Source organism: Desulfovibrio sp. 7SRBS1 (assembly GCF_049723905.1).
Classification (GTDB): Bacteria; Desulfobacterota; Desulfovibrionia; order Desulfovibrionales; family Desulfovibrionaceae.
In genome coordinates this window covers 4,472,160-4,490,026 of sequence record NZ_JBJKFD010000001.1, presented here as the reverse complement: position 1 = coordinate 4,490,026, position 17,867 = coordinate 4,472,160, and the positions used below count along the sequence as shown (strand labels likewise).

At 59.9% G+C, this 17,867-nt stretch carries 18 protein-coding genes; 12 read left to right on the top strand and 6 right to left on the bottom strand.

Annotated features, from left to right (window positions below; genetic code table 11):
* Positions 1 to 37: 37 nt before the first annotated feature.
* The 5 genes from ACI0FJ_RS19780 to bioA are packed head-to-tail and all read right to left on the bottom strand — an operon-like array spanning position 38 to position 5,357.
* Positions 38 to 1,126, bottom strand: a complete 1,089-nt coding sequence (locus tag ACI0FJ_RS19780) for a CCA tRNA nucleotidyltransferase (protein ID WP_424306328.1) — start codon at positions 1,124 to 1,126, stop codon at positions 38 to 40.
* Positions 1,126 to 2,433 carry an RNA-binding domain-containing protein gene (locus ACI0FJ_RS19775; protein WP_424306326.1) on the bottom strand — a complete coding sequence of 436 codons (1,308 nt, stop codon included), beginning with the start codon at positions 2,431 to 2,433 and terminating at the stop codon, positions 1,126 to 1,128. The genes ACI0FJ_RS19780 and ACI0FJ_RS19775 overlap by 1 nt, the downstream gene beginning before the upstream one ends.
* 58 nt (positions 2,434 to 2,491) lie before the next feature.
* The gene (locus tag ACI0FJ_RS19770) at positions 2,492 to 3,427 is read right to left on the bottom strand and encodes an ATP-binding protein (RefSeq protein WP_424306324.1); all 936 of its coding nucleotides are present in this window, start codon (positions 3,425 to 3,427) and stop codon (positions 2,492 to 2,494) included.
* 2 nt (positions 3,428 to 3,429) lie between these two features.
* Positions 3,430 to 4,047, bottom strand: coding sequence for a dethiobiotin synthase (gene bioD, locus ACI0FJ_RS19765; RefSeq protein WP_424306322.1), 618 nt, complete (start codon positions 4,045 to 4,047; stop codon positions 3,430 to 3,432).
* Complete coding sequence (gene bioA, locus ACI0FJ_RS19760) at positions 4,044 to 5,357, bottom strand: adenosylmethionine--8-amino-7-oxononanoate transaminase (RefSeq protein ID WP_424306320.1); 1,314 nt, start codon at positions 5,355 to 5,357, stop codon at positions 4,044 to 4,046. The genes bioD and bioA overlap by 4 nt, the downstream gene beginning before the upstream one ends.
* Positions 5,358 to 5,395: 38 nt before the next feature.
* Here bioA and bioF point away from each other — a divergent pair, with 38 nt between their 5' ends.
* The 12 genes from bioF to ACI0FJ_RS19700 all read left to right on the top strand — a co-directional run bounded on the left by bioF (position 5,396) and on the right by ACI0FJ_RS19700 (position 17,490).
* A complete protein-coding gene (bioF, locus tag ACI0FJ_RS19755; RefSeq protein WP_424306318.1) occupies positions 5,396 to 6,571 on the top strand; it encodes an 8-amino-7-oxononanoate synthase in 1,176 nt (391 codons plus the stop codon).
* On the top strand, positions 6,571 to 7,215 hold the full coding sequence (locus ACI0FJ_RS19750; RefSeq protein ID WP_424306316.1) for an alpha/beta hydrolase: 645 nt from the start codon (positions 6,571 to 6,573) through the stop codon (positions 7,213 to 7,215). Before bioF ends, ACI0FJ_RS19750 begins: the two co-directional genes overlap by 1 nt.
* Positions 7,175 to 8,047, top strand: a complete 873-nt coding sequence (locus ACI0FJ_RS19745; protein WP_424306315.1) for a methyltransferase domain-containing protein — start codon at positions 7,175 to 7,177, stop codon at positions 8,045 to 8,047. Before ACI0FJ_RS19750 ends, ACI0FJ_RS19745 begins: the two co-directional genes overlap by 41 nt.
* Positions 8,044 to 9,027, top strand: coding sequence for a biotin synthase BioB (gene bioB, locus ACI0FJ_RS19740; protein WP_424306313.1), 984 nt, complete (start codon positions 8,044 to 8,046; stop codon positions 9,025 to 9,027). Before ACI0FJ_RS19745 ends, bioB begins: the two co-directional genes overlap by 4 nt.
* Before the next feature lie 458 nt (positions 9,028 to 9,485).
* A complete protein-coding gene (locus ACI0FJ_RS19735) occupies positions 9,486 to 9,998 on the top strand; it encodes an Lrp/AsnC family transcriptional regulator (protein WP_424306311.1) in 513 nt (170 codons plus the stop codon).
* Entirely contained in the window at positions 9,985 to 11,253 is a 1,269-nt protein-coding gene (gene hemL / locus ACI0FJ_RS19730) for a glutamate-1-semialdehyde 2,1-aminomutase (protein ID WP_424306309.1), read from the top strand. Before ACI0FJ_RS19735 ends, hemL begins: the two co-directional genes overlap by 14 nt.
* Positions 11,254 to 11,320: 67 nt before the next feature.
* On the top strand, positions 11,321 to 12,361 hold the full coding sequence (locus ACI0FJ_RS19725) for a cobalt-precorrin 5A hydrolase (protein WP_424306307.1): 1,041 nt from the start codon (positions 11,321 to 11,323) through the stop codon (positions 12,359 to 12,361).
* Positions 12,268 to 13,122 carry a precorrin-3B C(17)-methyltransferase gene (gene cobJ, locus ACI0FJ_RS19720; protein ID WP_424306305.1) on the top strand — a complete coding sequence of 285 codons (855 nt, stop codon included), beginning with the start codon at positions 12,268 to 12,270 and terminating at the stop codon, positions 13,120 to 13,122. Before ACI0FJ_RS19725 ends, cobJ begins: the two co-directional genes overlap by 94 nt.
* Positions 13,123 to 13,245: 123 nt before the next feature.
* Entirely contained in the window at positions 13,246 to 13,629 is a 384-nt protein-coding gene (locus ACI0FJ_RS19715) for a cytochrome c3 family protein (protein ID WP_424306304.1), read from the top strand.
* A gap of 75 nt (positions 13,630 to 13,704) precedes the next feature.
* The gene (locus ACI0FJ_RS19710; protein WP_424306302.1) at positions 13,705 to 16,215 is read left to right on the top strand and encodes a hypothetical protein; all 2,511 of its coding nucleotides are present in this window, start codon (positions 13,705 to 13,707) and stop codon (positions 16,213 to 16,215) included.
* Between the two features lie 330 nt (positions 16,216 to 16,545).
* Positions 16,546 to 16,740: a hypothetical protein gene (locus tag ACI0FJ_RS19705; protein ID WP_424306300.1), complete on the top strand. Its 195-nt coding sequence runs from the start codon at positions 16,546 to 16,548 to the stop codon at positions 16,738 to 16,740.
* A 3-nt stretch (positions 16,741 to 16,743) separates the two neighbouring features.
* Positions 16,744 to 17,490, top strand: a complete 747-nt coding sequence (locus ACI0FJ_RS19700; RefSeq protein WP_424306298.1) for a ubiquinone/menaquinone biosynthesis methyltransferase — start codon at positions 16,744 to 16,746, stop codon at positions 17,488 to 17,490.
* A 10-nt stretch (positions 17,491 to 17,500) separates the two neighbouring features.
* Here ACI0FJ_RS19700 and ACI0FJ_RS19695 read toward each other — a convergent pair whose 3' ends face one another.
* The gene (locus ACI0FJ_RS19695) at positions 17,501 to 17,698 is read right to left on the bottom strand and encodes a DUF2065 domain-containing protein (RefSeq protein WP_424306296.1); all 198 of its coding nucleotides are present in this window, start codon (positions 17,696 to 17,698) and stop codon (positions 17,501 to 17,503) included.
* Positions 17,699 to 17,867: the final 169 nt, after the last annotated feature.

The following is a 17,867-nucleotide window of genomic DNA, read 5'->3' as shown; positions in this document are numbered from 1 at the left end:
CAGGGCCGGGCAAGAAAGCTGACCTATTTACCCCGCCCTATTCGGGCGCTCCCTCAAGGGCGGCAATTCGCATCTCCAGCAACACTTTGCCCGATTCCGGTCCCAGTCCGCGGGCCGATTTGGGCAGGTGCACTTCGCGCACCCTGGCGGCGTCCTGTTCCAACCGCTCCAGGAGTGCGGCCTCGTCCACCCTGTCCGGACCGATTCCGGCACTCACGGCTCGGGCAAAAGCCGGAACCAAACCGAGGCGGTCCATGTGCAAAAGCATGTCCACCCGCTGGGCAGACGTCAGTTGCGGGAATGTCCACTGCGGGTCCGCAGTCTTGCAGGCCTTTTTCAGCCAGCGCGAGGCAAAAACGGCAGCCCGGATGTAGTCCAGGGAAAGCTTGATGCGGCGGGCCTCGGCCTCGGCATGTTCCGGGTCCAGCCCGGCGCAGACGACCAGCCAGGCCGCCCGGTGTGAAGTCTCCGACTTTTCACCGCCTGCCGCCGCGTCCATCCAGTCGAAATGGCGCTTGGCGTCTCGTGCAGTGTCGCCCTCGTTGGACGTTGCGAACGCGCCGAACCACGGTTCCAGACAATTGTTTGCGCACAGCAGCCGAAAGAACCGGCCGGGCGCCGGGCAGGAGCAGGCCTTCACCAACTCCAGCCCCACCCTTTCTGGGGCAATCTCGGCCAGCAGTCCGGCTGCCGCCACCTGGCGCATGCAGGCTGAAAGCTCGTCCGCAACGTTCCAGTCTGGGAAGGAAGCGGCAAACCGTGCGGCCCGGAGTACGCGGTGCGGGTCGGTATGAAAATTTTCGCAGGCCACAGGACGCAGAATTCCGGCGTGCAGGTCGTCCAGGGCGCCGGGCGGGCCTATGATCTTTCCGGCCTCGTCCTCGGCCAGGGCATTGACGGTCAGGTCGCGGGTCTGCAAATCTTCCAGCATGGTCGCGGCGCGGGAAAGAGTATATTCTTCGCCCTTGTAAATGTAAGTAAGCCCCAGTCTGCCCACGGGCTTGGCCGAGGGATAACGCTGCATGAAGTCTTCGCCCGTTGCCCCCACCACGCCGAAATCCCTATCCTTTACCGGACGGCCCAGCAGCTTGTCGCGTACCGCACCGCCAACCAGATAAATATGCACTAGCGCCCCTCGAAACGGTGGCCGATGTAGGTAAGGGCCTTTTCAATGGAGAGCTGCACGCTTTTGGGACCGATGCGGATGTAAAATTCTTCGGGCTTTCCCGCAGGCCGCAAAAACACGGGACGCGGGCTTTTGGAACATTTCACCTGGCACACGGTACGCCCGTCCAGGGTCTCGAAACTCGTCTTGATGTACGGGGAATTGTCCAGCCCCAGCAGGGTCTCCACCACGGACCAGAAATGCAGGGAAAAGCGGTCCTGATTCTCGAAATTATCAGATTCTATGCCCTCTATGGTGCCGTCGTCGCGCACGCCGATGAGCAGGGAGCCGCCGCCGGAATTGAGGAACGCGGCAATGGTCTTGCAGCCGGCATGGTTGATGCGGGCGTCGGGCTTGCCCGTATGCAGGTTGATGCGGAAGGTGGACTTGAATTCCAGGTTGTAACTCTCGCCCAGGTCGATCAGATCGCGTATGGAGGCCAACCGTTTGTCCATGGATTCGAAGCAGGCCAGATATTCCAGCACCCCGGCGGCCTGCAGCCGCAAGTGTTCGAAACTTTTCTCCGGCGTCTGCCAGTCGGGCAAACATTCGGCAACGCAGACGTCTCCCCAGGAGGCGGGCCAGGTGACGGGACATTCGTCCACAGCCACGCCGGGCAGATGCAGGCTGAACAGCGTATTGGCGTATTCCGAGGCCGTAATGCGGCCGTAGATGAACAGCAGCGGCAACAGCAGGCCGGAACGGTGCACCATGCGCAGCAGGTTCACACCCGCCTGCTCGTCTTCGGTCAGCGCGTCGTAGAGTTCCCGGCAAAAGGCGACGCTGCCTTCCATATTGCGGATGCTCCGTCCCCCGCCTTCGGTCCGTTCCTGAAAAAAACGGTTCATGCTTTTCATTATGGCGGCCACACCGCCCATCATAAACATCATGGCCCCGGAATGATTGTCGAGCACGTCCATGACGGCATCGAGATTCTCGGTGCTGGCGTCCAGGGTGCAGCACATCCGGCGGCGCAGAATGGGATCGGCCTGCACGACTTCTTCAAACCGTTCCACGGTCTTGTCGTCCGCGTTCGCAAAGCAATCCCGGGTAAAGGAATATTGGGTGTAGGCGTTGAGCCTTTCGCTGGAAAATCCCCCGCTCAGGGCTATTTCGCGCAGCATGTGCTCCATGAGCCGCTGGCTGGGATGAGAGACCTCGTTGCCTGCCGGAGTGCGCAGGGGAGTGCCGTCCACAGCCAGAAGGTAGCAACCGTCTTCTTTAACGACATCAAGGAGATTGGGATCTATGGGGGTCTTGCCGAACATTCGTATTTTCTCCGAAAAATCAGTATGCGAGCATGAGATGCGTCGAGCTTTTACGACTTTAGTCTGTCAGTGCGTCCACGTCCAGCGGAACCCCCTTTGCAGGGTCCACAACCAGGGACAACGCCTCCTTGGCGCAGGAATGCGTACAAACTCCGCAGCCCATGCAACTCTCGCCAATCAGAGCCGTATTGTCCGGCCCCATGGTAATGGCGTCAAAGGGGCAGATCTTGGCGCACTTGCCGCAGCCCACGCACAGCCCGGCATCCACCACGGCGCTGTAGCCGGAGGGTGCCAGCATGGGCAAGCCGTTGCGCATGGCCTTCATGGCACCGCAGCAGCAGGAGCAGCAGTTGCAGATGGCATAAAACCGCCCCAGCATGGCGTCTTTGAAAAAAGCATGGGAGACGTGGCCGCGTTTGTTTTCCTGCTCCAGAATGTCCAGGGCTTCGGCCGTGGTGATGCGGCGGGATTTCTCAGGATGGTGCTCCAGCACAAAGCCCGAGAACGGTTGCCCCACAATGAGGCAGACGTCCACGGGCGTGCAGTGCTCCTTTTTGGACACCCGGCAGGGACAGTCCAGAACCACCAGGTCGGCGGCATGTTCCAGAACCAGCTTGCGTGCCGAGGCATAGGGCAAAACCTGTTCCAGATCGTCGATGTGAATATCCCGATTGATGGTGATGAGCTTTTTGGCCTTGTCCAGAGGCACCACCTTGCCGTGATAGCCGTCGGCAAAATCGGCCAGTTCGGCCGGATTGCGCCCCACAAGCCGCGCGCCCAGATAGCGCAGCCCCTGCCAGAGCAGATACAAAGGCACAAACACAATGGACAACACGTGTTTGCCAAGCGCCGTGCGAATATAAAGATACGGCCAGCGGGTGTAGACATACCCGTGGATAAAACCAGCCAGCCCCAGATTTTCTTCGCGGGCTTCACGCGCCCAGGCCCGTGTGGCCGGTCCGGCAAATCGCTCTATCACGTCCCAAACGGTCATACTCAGTCCTTGTCGGCTCCTACCGCATTCAGCCAACCATTGCCGAACACGTAGCGTATGCAGCCGGGCTCGACCTCTGCCAGGTAATCCCGGTTGCGCTCTGCGGGCATGGGATCGTCCGCAAAGTGTTCGTTCATGGCCAGGCCGTACAGATTGAGGCCAGTGGTTTTCAGATAATGAATGTTGAGCAGGGCATCGTTGATGCATCCCAGGCGGTTGGGCACCACGAGGGCCACGTCCAACCCGCATTTGCGGGCAATATCATGGTTCATCCAGCGACGGCAGAGAGGCACGAGCAGCCCACCCGCACTTTCCACAAGCAGCACGTCCGTATCCTGCACCGCATTGATCTTTTCCACCAGTCCGTAAAAGGGAAACTGCTCGAACACGAACATGGGGGCCGCAGGTTCCTTGCCGGTCAGCAGGCAATAGGCCCGGTCCATTCCCAGCCCGCTGTGCTCGCGCACGTAGGCCGAGTCGTCATCCGGCGGACTGCCCGTCTGCACGGGCTTCACATAGGTAACGGTCTTGCCCTGCTCCAGAAAATGTTTTGCCAGCAATGCGCTGAACGCGGTCTTTCCAATCTCGGTGTTCACGCCGGATATATAGATACGGATCATTCCAAAACCTCTTGAACCGAATCATAGGCGATATCCACCATGGTTTCGATTTCTTCTTTTGTAATAATATACGGAGGGATGAAGTACATCACGTCCTTCATGTTGCGCATCAGCGCCCCCCTTTGCATTGCGGCTCTGTACACATGGAACCCCGTGCGCCGCTCCGGGGCAAAGCCCTTGCGGGTCTGCGGGTCGTCCACCAGCTCCAGAGCGGTGATAAAGCCCGTTGTGCGCACTTCGCCCACGTGGGGATGACCGGCAAAACGCTCCCGGGTGTAGGCAGCCAGATGCTCGGCCTTGGCCCGGTTGTTTTCCAGCACGTTTTCCTCGCGAAAAATCTTCAGGGTCTCCACGCCCGCGGCGCAGGCCAGGGCATTGCCGCCAAAGCTGTGGCTGTGCATGAAGGCATTGGGCCATGCGCCCAAAAAGGACTCGTAGACCTCGTCCGTGGTCAGGCACAGGCTCAGCGGCAGGGTGCCGCCGGTCAGCCCCTTGCCCACGGTCATCAAATCCGGGGAAATATCGGCCTGTTCGCTGGCAAACATGGTTCCGGTACGCCCGAACCCCACGGCGATTTCGTCGCAGATAAGGTGCATGTCGGCATCGCGTGTGGCCTTGCGCAGTTTGGTCAGGTAACGGGCGGGATACATGCGCATGCCGCTCGCCCCCTGCACCAGGGGTTCCACAATGGCGGCGCAGGCCTCGTGCTTATGGTCGGCAATGGCCCTTTCCATGTGCTCGAAGCACTCCACGTTGCAGGAACCGCGTTCCTTGCCGTAGGGACAGCGAAAACAGTCCGGGGCTTCCACCATGATGTTGCGCGGCGGCAGTCCGGTCTCTTCGGTAAATCCGCCGTCGCCGCATACGGACAGCGCGCCCATGGTATCGCCGTGGTAGCCGTTCTTCAGAAAAAGAAATTTGCCGCGCTCGGTCTGCCCCTTGCGGCGGTAATGGCCCACGCTCATCTTCATGGCAACTTCCACGGAGCTGGCGCCGTCGCTAGCAAAATAGACGTGCTTCAGCCCCGGCGGCAGCAGAGGCAGCAGCAGGTCGACCATTTCCTCGGCCTTTTCATGGGTCACTCCGGCCATGATGACCTGTTCCAACACTCCGGCCTGCTCCCGGATGGCCCGGGCGATACGCTCGTTTCCGTGGCCGAACAGATTGACCCACCACGAGGCCACGGCGTCCATGTAGCGCTTGCCTGCGGCGTCGTAGAGATATATGCCTTGTCCTTTGACTATGCGCAGCAGCGGGTGCTCGCGCACCTCGCCCATCTGCGTACAGGGATGCCATATGGCTCCTTGCATCGAAAAAACTCCTGTTAAAAAAACACTGGCGACATCTTATGCAAAGCATCCAAGCCGCTCTCGAATCCCTCAAGAAAGACCATCGGTTCCGTTCCATTCCAAACATAGACTACGGAGCAGACAAACATGTACTGCTCCAGGAACGGCACATACTCAACCTGGCATCGAACAACTACCTGGGCTTTTCCGAACGTGCGGAAATACGCCGGGCAGCCGTTATCGCCGCGCAGAATTACGGCACCACTTCGGGCGCTTCGCGTCTGGTCAGCGGCACATACGGCCCCTACGACGCTCTGGAGGAGGAAGTGGCCCGGTTCAAGGGAACCGAAGCCGCTTTGATCTTCAATTCGGGGTATGCCGCCAATTTGGCCATCTGTTCCAGCCTGGCCGACCGCAACTGCGTAATTTTTTCCGACAGACTCAACCATGCCAGCATTGTGGACGGCATCATTCTGTCCCGCGCCACGCATGTGCGCTACCGCCACAACGACATGGCACACCTTGAAAAATGTTTGGAAAAACATGCGGGTACGCATCGAAAAATCGTCATAACGGACAGCGTCTTCAGCATGGACGGCGACATGGCAGATGTAGCCCAGGCGGCCCGGCTTTGCAAATCGCACGGTGCGCTGCTGGTGCTGGACGAAGCCCACGCTGCCGGGGTTCTGGGGCAAGGCCGCGGCCTGGCGTCGGAACTCGGCGTGGCCGACCAGGTGGACCTGCACATGGGAACCTTCAGCAAGGCCATGGGATCGTTCGGCGCATACGTGGCCGGAAGCCGTACCATGATAGACTGGCTGATGAACACGGCCCGCTCCTTCATCTATTCCACCTCCCTGCCGCCCTCGGTCATCGGTGCCAACCGCGAGGCCCTGCGCATAGTGCAGAATGAACCCCAGACCGGAAAACGGCTCATGGCCATTTCCAAGGACCTGCGGGATGCGCTCAATGGAATGGGCTTCGATACGGGCCAGTCCCAAACGCAAATCATCCCCGTAATTCTGGGCGATAATGGCGCCACGCTTGCGGCCCGCGATTTTCTGCTGCAACGCGGCCTGCTGGTGGGGGCCATCCGCCCGCCCACGGTGCCCAAGGGGACGGCACGGCTGCGCCTGAGCCTGCGGGCCGACCTCACGGACCGGGAAATGGAGGAAATTACAGACACCTTCCGCGACCTGCGGCAAAACCTGCCCGTCGTGGGAAACGAGTCTTGATGGCCCGGATTCTGTTCCTTTCCGGCTGGGCCGGATTTGCCCCGCTTTTCCCGAATCTGTCCAAGGCCTGCGAGTTCATCACGCCCTTTACCGACCCGGACTCCCCCGACGAAAAGGCCGTATTCGAGCGGCTGGACAAAGGCGGAGAGACACTTTTGGCCTGGTCCACGGGCGCGCACATGGCACTCAAGCACGGCCGCTGTCTGGCAACCTTTCGGCATGTGCTGCTGGTGGCCCCGTTTCTGCGCTTTACAGACTCGTTCCCGGCCCGCGTGGTGCAGGCCATGATGGACCAACTGGATCGCGATCCGGCCGGGCTGCTCCACAACTTTTACACCAACTGCGGACTGGCGGAATCGGCAATGCCCATTCCCCGGCATCCCGACCAACATCCCCTCATTGGTGCCCTGAAAAACGGCCTGCAATATCTTCTGGATTCCACTGCCGCGCCCACACTTCCCCAAGGGGCCGACATCACGCTGGTCATGCCGCAAAACGACAAGATCGTCCGCGCCAGGGCCGCCCGAAGCGTGGTACAAACGCTTGACGGAACCGCGTTGAAACAGGTACCCGGCGGTCATTGCCTATCCGAGGAGACCTTGCATGCCCTCCTGCATGAAAAAACAGGTACGCCGGTATTTTGATGCCGCTGCCCAAGAATACGAAAACGCCGCACTCATCCAGCAACAGATAGCCCGAGACATGATCCGCGAACTGGCCGCGAACTGGCCGGATATTTGCGGACGTTCCGATGCCGCCGGGGAATCAACCCTCCCGGCCTGCGATACGGTTCTTGAAATCGGCGCGGGCGTCGGCACCCTGACCTGGGAAATACTGCCGGAACTGCACTGCCGTACCTACCTTGCCGCGGACGTGGCCGGTTCCATGCTGGCGCACATGCGCAACCAAACCGGGGACAACCGCCTGGCACCTTTTGTCGCCGACGGCGAGGCCATGCCCATGCCCCGGCACAGCATAGACCTGCTGCTGAGCAGCTCGGCCATGCAGTGGTATCAGAACCCGGAACGCTCCATCACCGCCAACCTGGACCTGATACGTCCGGGCGGACGGTTCGCCCTGAACATGTTTGTGGACGGCACATTGGCCGAACTGGCCGAAACCAGCCGAAAAACCGGGTTCGGGTCCATCCATCCGCTGGCCGGGGCAGAGCGCATTCTGAAGATTTTCACGGCCTATCCAGGCCTCACCTTTGTCCACACCCAAAGAGTGGACCGCTTGGGACAGCCCGACGCGCTCTCCCTGCTGCACTCCCTGCGCCGCACCGGTGCCCGCTATACTGCGGGCAAAAAGGCTGCATCCCCACGCCGCCTGGCCGCGTTCCGCCGGGAGTATGAAAAAAACTACGCCGGTCCCGACGGGGTCTATGTTTCGTACAAGTCGCTCTGCGTCATGGGGCGCAAAGCCCCTGCGGACGAACGAAACCACACCGCCGAATCGCTGGAGAAGACACTATGAGCACGACAAATCTGCGCGCCCTGGCCGCCAAGGCCAAAGACGGCGTTTCCGTTAATGATGGCGAAATCGCCTTCCTCCTCGACGTTGCCCGTACCCGCCCTGCCGACCTGCTCCCCCATGCCAGGGAGATCCGGCTGCACCATCTGGGCACCAAGGTGGGACTGTGCGCCATCATCAATGCCAAAAGCGGACGCTGCGGGGAAGACTGCGCCTTTTGCCGCCAATCCGCCCACTACGGTACCGACAGCCCGGAATATCCCCTGGTGGACCGGGAAACCGTGCTCAAGGCCGCCCAAACCATGCGCCGCGGCGGTGCCGGACGATTTGCCGTGGTTACCAGCGGCAAGGCACCCAATGCCCAGGAACTGGAACGCATTGCCGACATGCTGGCCGACATCAAGGCTGCCGGGCTGGCTGCGGACGCCTCGCTGGGGCTGCTCGACGCCGAGGCCTTGGCGCGGCTGCAGCGGGCCGGAATGAGCGGCTACCACCACAACCTGGAAACCTCCCGCTCGTTCTTCCCGTCTATCTGCACCACCCATGCTTACGACGAAGACACCGACTGTGTGCGCCGCGCCGTCAGCGCAGGTCTGCACGTCTGTTCGGGCGGTATTTTCGGCCTGGGGGAAAGTTGGGAAGACCGCGTGGAAATGGCCCTGGAACTCAAGTCCCTGGGCGTGCATTCCATCCCGGTGAATTTTCTCATGCCCTTTGAGGGCACGCCGCTGGAACGGCAGGCCCGCCTGCTCCCGGACGAGGCCCTGGCCGTGATTGCCGTGTACCGTTTTCTGCTGCCCGACAAGCACATCCGCATCTGCGGTGGACGTGAATCCACCCTGGGACATGACCGCAAAAAAGAAGTCCACATGGCCGGAGCCAGCGGACTGATGATTGGTGATTACCTGACGAGCAAGGGCTCGGATATGGGTGATGACAGGCGGGAAATAGAAGACCTGGGCCTGGAGCCTGATAAAGGCTGAAAACGCCAAAAAAAATGGCCCCCAAAAGAAAAGGCCGGAAGCCTTCCCGTCTGGGGATGGCTTCCGGCCAATGAAAAACCCGGAGCGCCGTAAGCTGGTGGTCCAAGAACCCTTTTTTAAATAGGCCTTGCGGCCTTATCAATTCTCTTTATGTTGATTCTCCCGCCGAACCAACCGTACCTGCGCTCCAGGTCTATTTTCAAGTTAGTCACCAGGGAGCGGAAGTCAATATTTTTTCAGTCGGTTTTCTCGGAATAATTACAAAGTATAATCCGGCAGGTTGCGTACAGAGGCGCAGGCCCCCAAAGGACTCAGGTCTCACGAGAAAAACATAAGTTCGACAAGTAGTTACGGACATATGCTGGAATATTTCTTTAAAACGACAACGCTCTTATTCCTTTTGTAAACAGCCCGTCCCTGGGTTGCGAAATCCCCCCCCACAAGGTATCACCCCGGCCATGGGAAATCTCAATTTTACCGACAAGCAGAAAAAGGCCCTGGCCATCATGCAGCGCAACCTGCCCGACACGGCCACTCCATTTGCCGACATCGCCGCACAGGTGGGGCTGGAAGAAGAGGAAATCCTCTCTCTGGTCAAACAGCTCAAGGACGATAAGGTCATCCGCCGCTTTGGGGCCACCCTGCGCCACCAGAAGGCCGGGTACGGACACAACGCCATGGTCGCCTGGTTTGCCGAAGAAGGCATAGACCTGGACGAAACCGGACGCATCTTCTCGGCCCGGCCGGAAATTTCCCATTGCTACGTACGCCGCAACTGTATGGACTGGCCGTACAACTTCTACACAATGATCCACGGCAAAGACCCGGGCGACTGCCTGCGTGTTGCCGAGGAGCTTGTAGAGGAGACGGGCATCCAGCAATTCGACATTCTTGAAAGCGTACGTGAACTGAAAAAAACCTCCATGATCTACTTCTGCGAGGACGAGGAAGGGTACAATGAGCCAGTCTGAATCTCTTTTTGCCGAAGCCGTCAAGTACATTCCCGGCGGGGTTAATTCCCCGGTACGGGCCTGCAAATCCGTGGGCGTGAATCCCCTGTTCATCGATAGTGCGGACAAGGGGCACATTGAAACCGTGGACGGACAGGAACTTGTGGACATGGTCCTGTCCTGGGGCCCCATGATTCTCGGGCACAACCACCCTTACGTTACGGAAGCAATCCATGCCGCGGTAGATTTCGGCTGCAGCTTCGGCGCGCCCTGCCGCGACGAGGTAGATCTGGCCAAAACCATCGTGGACATCATGCCCGCCGTGGACATGGTGCGCATGGTCAACTCCGGCACCGAAGCCACCATGAGCGCCCTGCGCTTGGCCCGCGGCGTGACCGGAAAGTCCAAGGTCGTCAAGTTCATCGGCGGCTACCACGGACACAGCGATACGTTTCTGGCCAGCGCCGGTTCCGGCCTCGCCACCCTGAGCATTCCCGGCACGCCGGGCGTACCGGCCGAAACCGTGGCCCATACCCTGCTGGCCCCGTACAACGACGTCGAGGCCGTGGCCGAACTGTTCAAGACCCATGGCGAGGACATTGCCGCCGTCATCGTGGAACCCATGGCCGGAAACATGGGCTGCGTCCCGGCACAGGAAGGCTTTCTGCAAGGACTGCGCGACCTGACCATAAAACACGAATCCCTGCTTATTTTCGACGAAGTCATCACCGGTTTCCGCCTGGGGCTGAGTGGTGCGCAGGGCCGCTTCGGCATGAAGCCCGACCTGACCTGCCTGGGCAAGATCATCGGCGGTGGCATGCCCGTGGGCGCCTACGGCGGCAGGGCCGACCTGATGCAGCGTATCGCCCCCTGCGGCGAGGTCTACCAGGCCGGAACCCTGGCCGGAAACCCGGTTGCCATGGCCGCCGGACTGGCCACCTTGCGCCTGCTCACCAAGCAGGACTACACAGGCCTGGAAAACCGCGTCAAGAAACTGGCCGTCGAACTGACCGCCATCCTGAGCGGCAAGGGCCTGCCCGTTACCTGCAACCAGATCGCCTCCGTCTTTACCCTGTTCTTCTGCGAAGGCCCGGTGACGGACTTTGCCTCCGCAAGCAAGGGCGACAGCGAAATGTACGCCAAGTACTTCCGCCACATGCGGGAGAACGATGTATTCCTGGCCCCCAGCGCCTTTGAATGCACCTTTGCCTCCTTTGCCCACACGGACGAGGACTTTGCCAAGATCCTGGAAGCCGCACAGACCTTCCAGCCCTAAGACAACCCCGGCCCGGAAGCGTGCCGTAGTGCACTTCCGGGCCTTTTTGTAACCTCCGGTGACCACAATGCCTTCATCCACTTCCCCCGCCATTTATGCCTTCACCCGCCAGGGAGCCGCCATGGCCCGCCGCATCGGGCGTCTGGCAAATGGCCGGGTCCATCTGCATGCCCGTTGCGCCGAACCGGGATTTCCCGAGGAAATCGTTTTCGAATCCATACGCGACCTGCTGGCCTCCACTTTTTCACACTATCCGGCCCATATCTTTGTGGGCGCGGCAGGCATTGCCGTACGGGCCATCGCCCCGCATCTTCAAAGCAAGGATACCGATCCCTGCGTGGTGGCGATGGATCAGGACGGCATGTTCTGCGTCAGCCTGCTGAGCGGTCATCTGGGCGGAGGCAACGCCCTGGCCCGCGATATTGCCGACATGGTCGGCGCGCAGCCCGTCATCACCACGGCCACGGACAGGCAGGCGGTTCCGGCCATCGATCTGCTGGCACAGCAGGCAGGTCTGGGTATCGGCAACATACAGGCCGTAAAGCTTGTCAGCGGCCACCTGCTGGACGGCGGAAAGGCCGCGCTGTTCGATCCCGACGACCATCTGCAGTTTTCACAGCGCCCGGACCTTGCCGCATATTTTCAGCCGACAACAGAGACAGTGGCTGCCGATGCACCATGTGCGGTCTGGGTGGATTATCGTGTTCGTCCGTCCGCGCCCGGCCATTTACTGCTGCATCCAAAAAATATCAGCGTGGGCATCGGCTGCCGGCGGGACACCCCGTGCCAGGAAATCCTGGACCACCTGCGCACGGTCTTTGCCGCCCAGGGGCTGCATACGGACAGCATCGCAGGGCTGGCCTCCATAGACGCCAAGCAGGACGAGCCCGGCCTTTTGGAGGCCGCACGGGAACTGGGCGTTCCTGTCACTTTTTATCCCCCGGAAAAGCTGCAAGGCGTGGACGTGCCCAACCCGTCCGACCGGGTCCAACAGCACATGGGAGTTGAAAGCGTATGCGAAGCCGCCGCCCTGACTCTGGCCGCGAACAAACAATTGATCGTCCCCAAGACCAAAAGCCCTCGAGTAACGCTGGCTGCGGCCTGCTGAGCGTGGTCGGGCTGGGCCCGGGCGATCCGGCCCTTTGCGCGCCAGAGGCGACGCGAAGTATCGCCGAAGCCGACGCCGTTGTCGGCTATTCCACCTATCTCGATCTCATTGCGCCCGAACTGCTGGACGGCAAACACGTGCTTTCCACCGGCATGATGAAGGAGGTGGACCGCTGCAACGCGGCCATCGACCTCGCCGTTGCCGGGGAGAACACCGTGGTGGTTTCCAGCGGCGATTCCGGCGTGTACGGCATGTCCGGGCTGGTGCTGGAACTGGTCCAGTCCCGCGGCCTGCAGGATGCCATGGACGTACGCGTGGTGCCGGGCATTCCGGCCCTGGCTGCCGCAGCCTCCCTGTTGGGCGCGCCGCTCATGCACGACTTTGCAGTCGTCAGCCTGAGCGACCTCCTCACCCCGTGGGACAAAATCGCCCTGCGTCTGGAAATGGCCGCCAAGGCCGATTTCGTCATCGTTCTGTACAACCCCCGTTCCAAACGGCGCGACTGGCAGCTCGACAAGGCCCTGGAGGTCATCGGGAAACAGATACATCCGGAAACACCTGTGGGGCTGGTACGCAATGCCGCGCGTGAAAACCAGTCAGTATATGTATGCACCATGGCCCGGTTGGACACTTCAATTGTTGATATGCTGAGCATTCTCGTGATAGGGAACAGCACCACGCGCATAATCGATACAAAATATGGTTTGCGCATGCTTACCCCCCGAGGTTATGATAAAAAGTACGATCTCGGCTCCTCGTAAGAGACGGGCAGGCATGTCCGCAAGGCCCATCAGCCTTGACACGGGACATGGCCTTCTCTTAATTGGTGTTGATATGCAATGTGTTCTACAATTTGTTGTTCTTTAGGTAAGGAGGTAGACAGGATGAGGAAATCTTTGCTCGTGAGCCTGATCAGCGCAGCTATCGTATGCCTGTTCGCGGTTCCGGCCGTATTCGCAGTGGACGCTCCCGCAGACATGGTTATCAAGGCTCCCGCAGGTGCCAAGGTAACAAAGGCCCCGGTTGCTTTTTCGCACAAGGGCCACGCCAGCATGGACTGTAAGACCTGCCACCACAAGTGGGACGGCGCAGGTGCCATCCAGCCCTGCCAGGCTTCCGGCTGTCATGCCAACGCCGCAGCCAAGAAGGGTGACGACTCCTTCTACATGGCGTTCCATGAACGCAAGAGCGAGAAGAGCTGCGTGGGTTGCCACAAGTCCATGAAAAAGGGCCCCACCAAGTGCACCGAGTGCCATCCCAAGAATTAGCAGCCAAAAGGCTTTCATAGGGGCCGCTACCGCGGCCCCGTTTTTTTCCAGCAACGTTCCACGGCGAGGTACCTCATGTGTCCAACCCCTCCCGACAGCAGCGAATTCGATGACGACATCATAGAGCTGACCGACATCATCGAAGAAGGCGATGCCACAGGCAAACAGCCTGCAACCGACGCCGCAGACGACCTCGACGCCCTGCTGGGCGGTGACGACGACATGTCCGCCGGGGACGAAGATATTTCTTTCGACGATCTGCTGGGTGAAGCAGAAGCCGGAGACAGCACCGCCACCAGCATGGAGGACGGCAGTCTGGACGATCTGCTCGACAGCATTGATGACGAGAATCCCCAGCCTGTTGCCGACGAATCCGACGACCTTGACGATTTGCTCGACGACCTCGGTGGCGGCAGCGCCAGGACTCCCAACCAGAACGACATAGAAGCCATGCTTGGCGATTCCAATGAGACCAGCGCGGCGGACCAGGGCGCCAACGACGAACTGGACGACCTGCTCGGCGATCTCGATGCCGGCCCGAGTGCCGAGGATATGGACGAAGAGGACGACCTCGGCGATCTTGACGACTTGCTGGGGGACGATCTGCTCGGGGACGACCAGCAATCCGATGCCGATGCAATCGGAAGAGCTGGTGACGAACTGGACGACCTCCTTGGCGACATGGATGCCGACATGGATGACGCTGGCGACGACAATTTTTCCAATACTCCTCCCCCCGCAGACGCCCTTGCTCCTGACAACTCCGGTGCCCAAAATGCTATGGACGATCTGGACGATCTGGATGATCTGCTGGGTGAAGCCGACTCGGATGCGCCGGATAAGGCCGACGCCGAGGCAGCCATGGAAGACCTGGGCGATATGGATGCCATGGGCGACCTCGACGATCTGCTCGGCGAACCAGAGCAGGCAGACGAGAGTTCCGATGATTTTGACGACCTTGATGACCTCTTGGGTGAGGTCGATTCCGTAGAAGAATCCCCCAAAGTGCCCGAAGCGACAGCCCAGCCCGATGATCTGGACGCCTTGTTGGGAGAAGCCGAAGCAACGGCGGAAGACGACATTTCGGCAATGGACGATCTAGATGACCTGGATGATCTGCTGGGTGAAAGCGACTCGCAGGCCGACACGGGCACCGACGATTTAGGCGATCTCGACGACCTGTTTGGGGCAGATGACTCCGAAGGTGCGCCTGAACCGGCTGCTGTGGCTGAAGCTGGTGAGCCCGATGATTTGGACGGGTTGGGTGATCTGGGCGATTTGGACGACCTGGACGATATGGCCGACATGCTGTCCATGGAAGAAGACGCGGAGGAAGAGCCTGCCATCACGCAGGAAGCTGCGCCTGAAATGCCCAAGCCTAAAAAACCTCTGTCAGACGAGGATCAGCTCGACGCATTCCTGGCCGGCGAGACCGTTCAGGATACGGGCGAGCCCCTGGGTGACGACGAAGACCTGGCCGCCATTCTGGGAGAGCTGGAAAACGGCCCCAGCGGACCGGCCGGACAAAACGAAGCCGACGCCCTGTTCGACACGGCAAAGGATATATCCGCCCCCGTAGAGGACGATGCGGTTGCAGAAACGCCGGAAGATATCCCGGAAGAAATTTCTGTAGAAGAACTTTCCCTAGAAAAAACGGCTGCAGAAGAAATACCTGCAGAGGAGTCCGCTCCTGAAACGTTTGATCAGGATGAAATTCTGAACGAGTTGGAGCACTCCGCCCCTATTCCGGAAGAAGAGGACAAGCTCGACGGAATGGACGAGCCGGACATGCAGGAGACCATTTCCCAAGAGCTGGAGATAGCTTCCGAAGAGTCTGCCGACATGGCAGCGGACGATGAAGCGGACGTAGACGCCCTTCTTGAGGACATGGAAGGCAGTACCGAAGCTCCGCAGCCCCTGGACGAAGACATTCAGGACATGCTCGACGAGATGGAGGATGACCCCACCGTACTGCCCGCAGAGGACGACGAAGAGGCATCCAACGATATCGACGATTTCCTGCAGGATATTGAAGGGATCGATGGTCAGGACGAGGACAAGGTAGGCCTGGACGACGGCATGCCCGATGAAGCGGCAGCCTTTGCCGTGGAAGACATGGCGGTCGAAACCATGGTTGCGCCAGCCGAAGAAAGCGCGGCACCACAGCCCGCATCCAACGGCGACGTGGACAGGCTGGCCGAACGCATTGCCCGGCTGGAACAGGGAATAACCCAGTTCGAAGCCCTGGAAGATCGTTTCTCCGCCCTGCTGAACAGCGTGGAGGGCAGGCTGGAATCGATCAGCCAGCCGACTCCCGAAGAGCAGGCCGACGCAGGGCTGGATGAAGACGCCCTGGCTGATCGACTGGCCGAACGGCTGGAAGGTTCCTTGATTCCGCGCCTGGAAGCCTTGCTCGAAAACAAAATTGAAAGCGCTGTTGCCGAACGCATCGACGCGGCCTCCGCCCTGCTCAAGTCCTCGATTATGGATGAGGTGCGTGCAGAGCTGGAACAAGCCATACCCGAAGCGGCCGCCCGGATCATCCGTGAGGAAATCCAGGCCCTGGAGGAAGACTTCGAAGAGTAGCGTCGTCTACCTGAGTTTTAAGGCATCGAGCATTCATGTCTTATTTAGATGCATATACAAGGCCGGGGTTCACCCGGCCTTTTTTTGGAGCTCAAAAAAAGGCCAAACCCTCCGACAGCCGGGGCCTTGCGGCGTTTTCCCAGGGCCCTTCCCTCGACTTTGCAACCTCCCCGTGCTACATGGCCGAAAAAGGAAGGTGCTGCCAAGGTTTCTTCCTTTTCCCCGCCCCGCGTTTCACCTACATCGTGCAGGTCAACGCCATTTCCCCTACGGGCGGGTTTTGCATCTTTCAGCCGAAAACAGGCTGCTTATTCATATACCGGAGGCGTCATGGACAAGACCCAATCAATGGCCGTCCAGGTCACAAAGGAAATCATCGTCAAGTTCATCGAACTGGGCCGCATCTCGCCCACCAACTTTTCCGATCACTTCGCCCCCATATACCAGGAAGTACTGGGGACCATCATGGCCGGAGAACAGCCCTCCACCTCCACCGCCCCTGCAGACCAGACCGAGGAAGACTAGACAGTGCGGACTTCCAACGAACCGGCAGGAGTGGAACACGGCAAAAAGGTGGCCGGAATGTTCGGCCGCATTGCCGGATGGTACGACTTTCTCAATCGGACCCTGAGCCTCGGGCAGGACATCTACTGGCGCCACCGTCTGGTCCGCCACGTCCGGGCAAAGCAGGACGGCATTGTCCTGGACCTTGCGGCAGGCACAATGGACGTCAGCCTCGAACTGGCACGCCAGCTTCCGGGCACACGTATACTGGCCATGGATTTCGCCATGCCCATGCTGCGCCAGGGCACCAAGAAAATCCCCGACAAGTTCGCTCCGCGCATGGCTGCGGCCCTGGCGGACGGACGCCACATTCCCCTGCCAGACACCTGCGTGGACGCCGTCACCATCTCCTTCGGCATCCGCAACATCATTCCCCGCGAACAGGCGTTCCGGGAAATACTCCGGGTGCTCAAGCCAGGAGGCCGCCTATGCGTGCTGGAATTTGGCTCGGGACAGGCCAAGATATGGAAAGGGGTGTATAATTTCTACCTGGACAAGCTTCTCCCTCTGGCAGGCAGGCTTGTCTCCGGCGACTCGCAGGCGTATCGCTACCTCGCGGAAACCATCAAGGCGTTCCCCAGAGAACGCGAACTGGCGCGGGAAATGACGAACTGCGGTTTTGAAAAAGTTTTCTGGCAACCGCTTCTCTCCGGAATCGTCTACATCCACGTGGCGCAAAAAGCCACGCAAACGGATTCTCCGGCCGAGTGACCTGAAAAAATCAGGAGCGGCTGATAAAGATAAGCAGCAGGCCGCCGAGCATGGACGCCAGCCCGAGCATGCGCAGAACCTGGGGTGGCCGAGTGGCCAGATGCAAAAGGATGCGGGGCATCTTTTCCGCCCACACAAAGTAGGGAAGCCCCTCGAAGACAAGCGCGAGGCCGATGGCGGCCAGGACAAAGGACCAATCGATATGCATGGCGGCACACTACCCCGCGCATGGCTGTCTGTCCACCTGCTGCACCAAGTGCTTTTCCGCAAACCGCCCCGGCACCCTGGTTCGGGTTGATGGGCGGACGCTTCTCACGTATGTGAAAGCCGGGCCGGAATGAAATTGCATTCCAAGGAATTTCGGCTCAAATATGCGT

Coding starts and splice junctions, on each gene's coding strand:
- ACI0FJ_RS19775 (WP_424306326.1), bottom strand. CDS start 2,433: ATGTTCGGCAAGACCCCCATAGATCCCAATCTCCTTGATGTCGTTAAA.
- ACI0FJ_RS19770 (WP_424306324.1), bottom strand. CDS start 3,427: ATGACCGTTTGGGACGTGATAGAGCGATTTGCCGGACCGGCCACACGG.
- bioD (WP_424306322.1), bottom strand. CDS start 4,047: ATGATCCGTATCTATATATCCGGCGTGAACACCGAGATTGGAAAGACC.
- bioA (WP_424306320.1), bottom strand. CDS start 5,357: ATGCAAGGAGCCATATGGCATCCCTGTACGCAGATGGGCGAGGTGCGC.
- bioF (WP_424306318.1), top strand. CDS start 5,396: ATGCAAAGCATCCAAGCCGCTCTCGAATCCCTCAAGAAAGACCATCGG.
- ACI0FJ_RS19750 (WP_424306316.1), top strand. CDS start 6,571: ATGGCCCGGATTCTGTTCCTTTCCGGCTGGGCCGGATTTGCCCCGCTT.
- ACI0FJ_RS19745 (WP_424306315.1), top strand. CDS start 7,175: ATGCCCTCCTGCATGAAAAAACAGGTACGCCGGTATTTTGATGCCGCT.
- bioB (WP_424306313.1), top strand. CDS start 8,044: ATGAGCACGACAAATCTGCGCGCCCTGGCCGCCAAGGCCAAAGACGGC.
- ACI0FJ_RS19735 (WP_424306311.1), top strand. CDS start 9,486: ATGGGAAATCTCAATTTTACCGACAAGCAGAAAAAGGCCCTGGCCATC.
- hemL (WP_424306309.1), top strand. CDS start 9,985: ATGAGCCAGTCTGAATCTCTTTTTGCCGAAGCCGTCAAGTACATTCCC.
- ACI0FJ_RS19725 (WP_424306307.1), top strand. CDS start 11,321: ATGCCTTCATCCACTTCCCCCGCCATTTATGCCTTCACCCGCCAGGGA.
- cobJ (WP_424306305.1), top strand. CDS start 12,268: ATGCGAAGCCGCCGCCCTGACTCTGGCCGCGAACAAACAATTGATCGT.
- ACI0FJ_RS19715 (WP_424306304.1), top strand. CDS start 13,246: ATGAGGAAATCTTTGCTCGTGAGCCTGATCAGCGCAGCTATCGTATGC.
- ACI0FJ_RS19710 (WP_424306302.1), top strand. CDS start 13,705: ATGTGTCCAACCCCTCCCGACAGCAGCGAATTCGATGACGACATCATA.
- ACI0FJ_RS19705 (WP_424306300.1), top strand. CDS start 16,546: ATGGACAAGACCCAATCAATGGCCGTCCAGGTCACAAAGGAAATCATC.
- ACI0FJ_RS19695 (WP_424306296.1), bottom strand. CDS start 17,698: ATGCATATCGATTGGTCCTTTGTCCTGGCCGCCATCGGCCTCGCGCTT.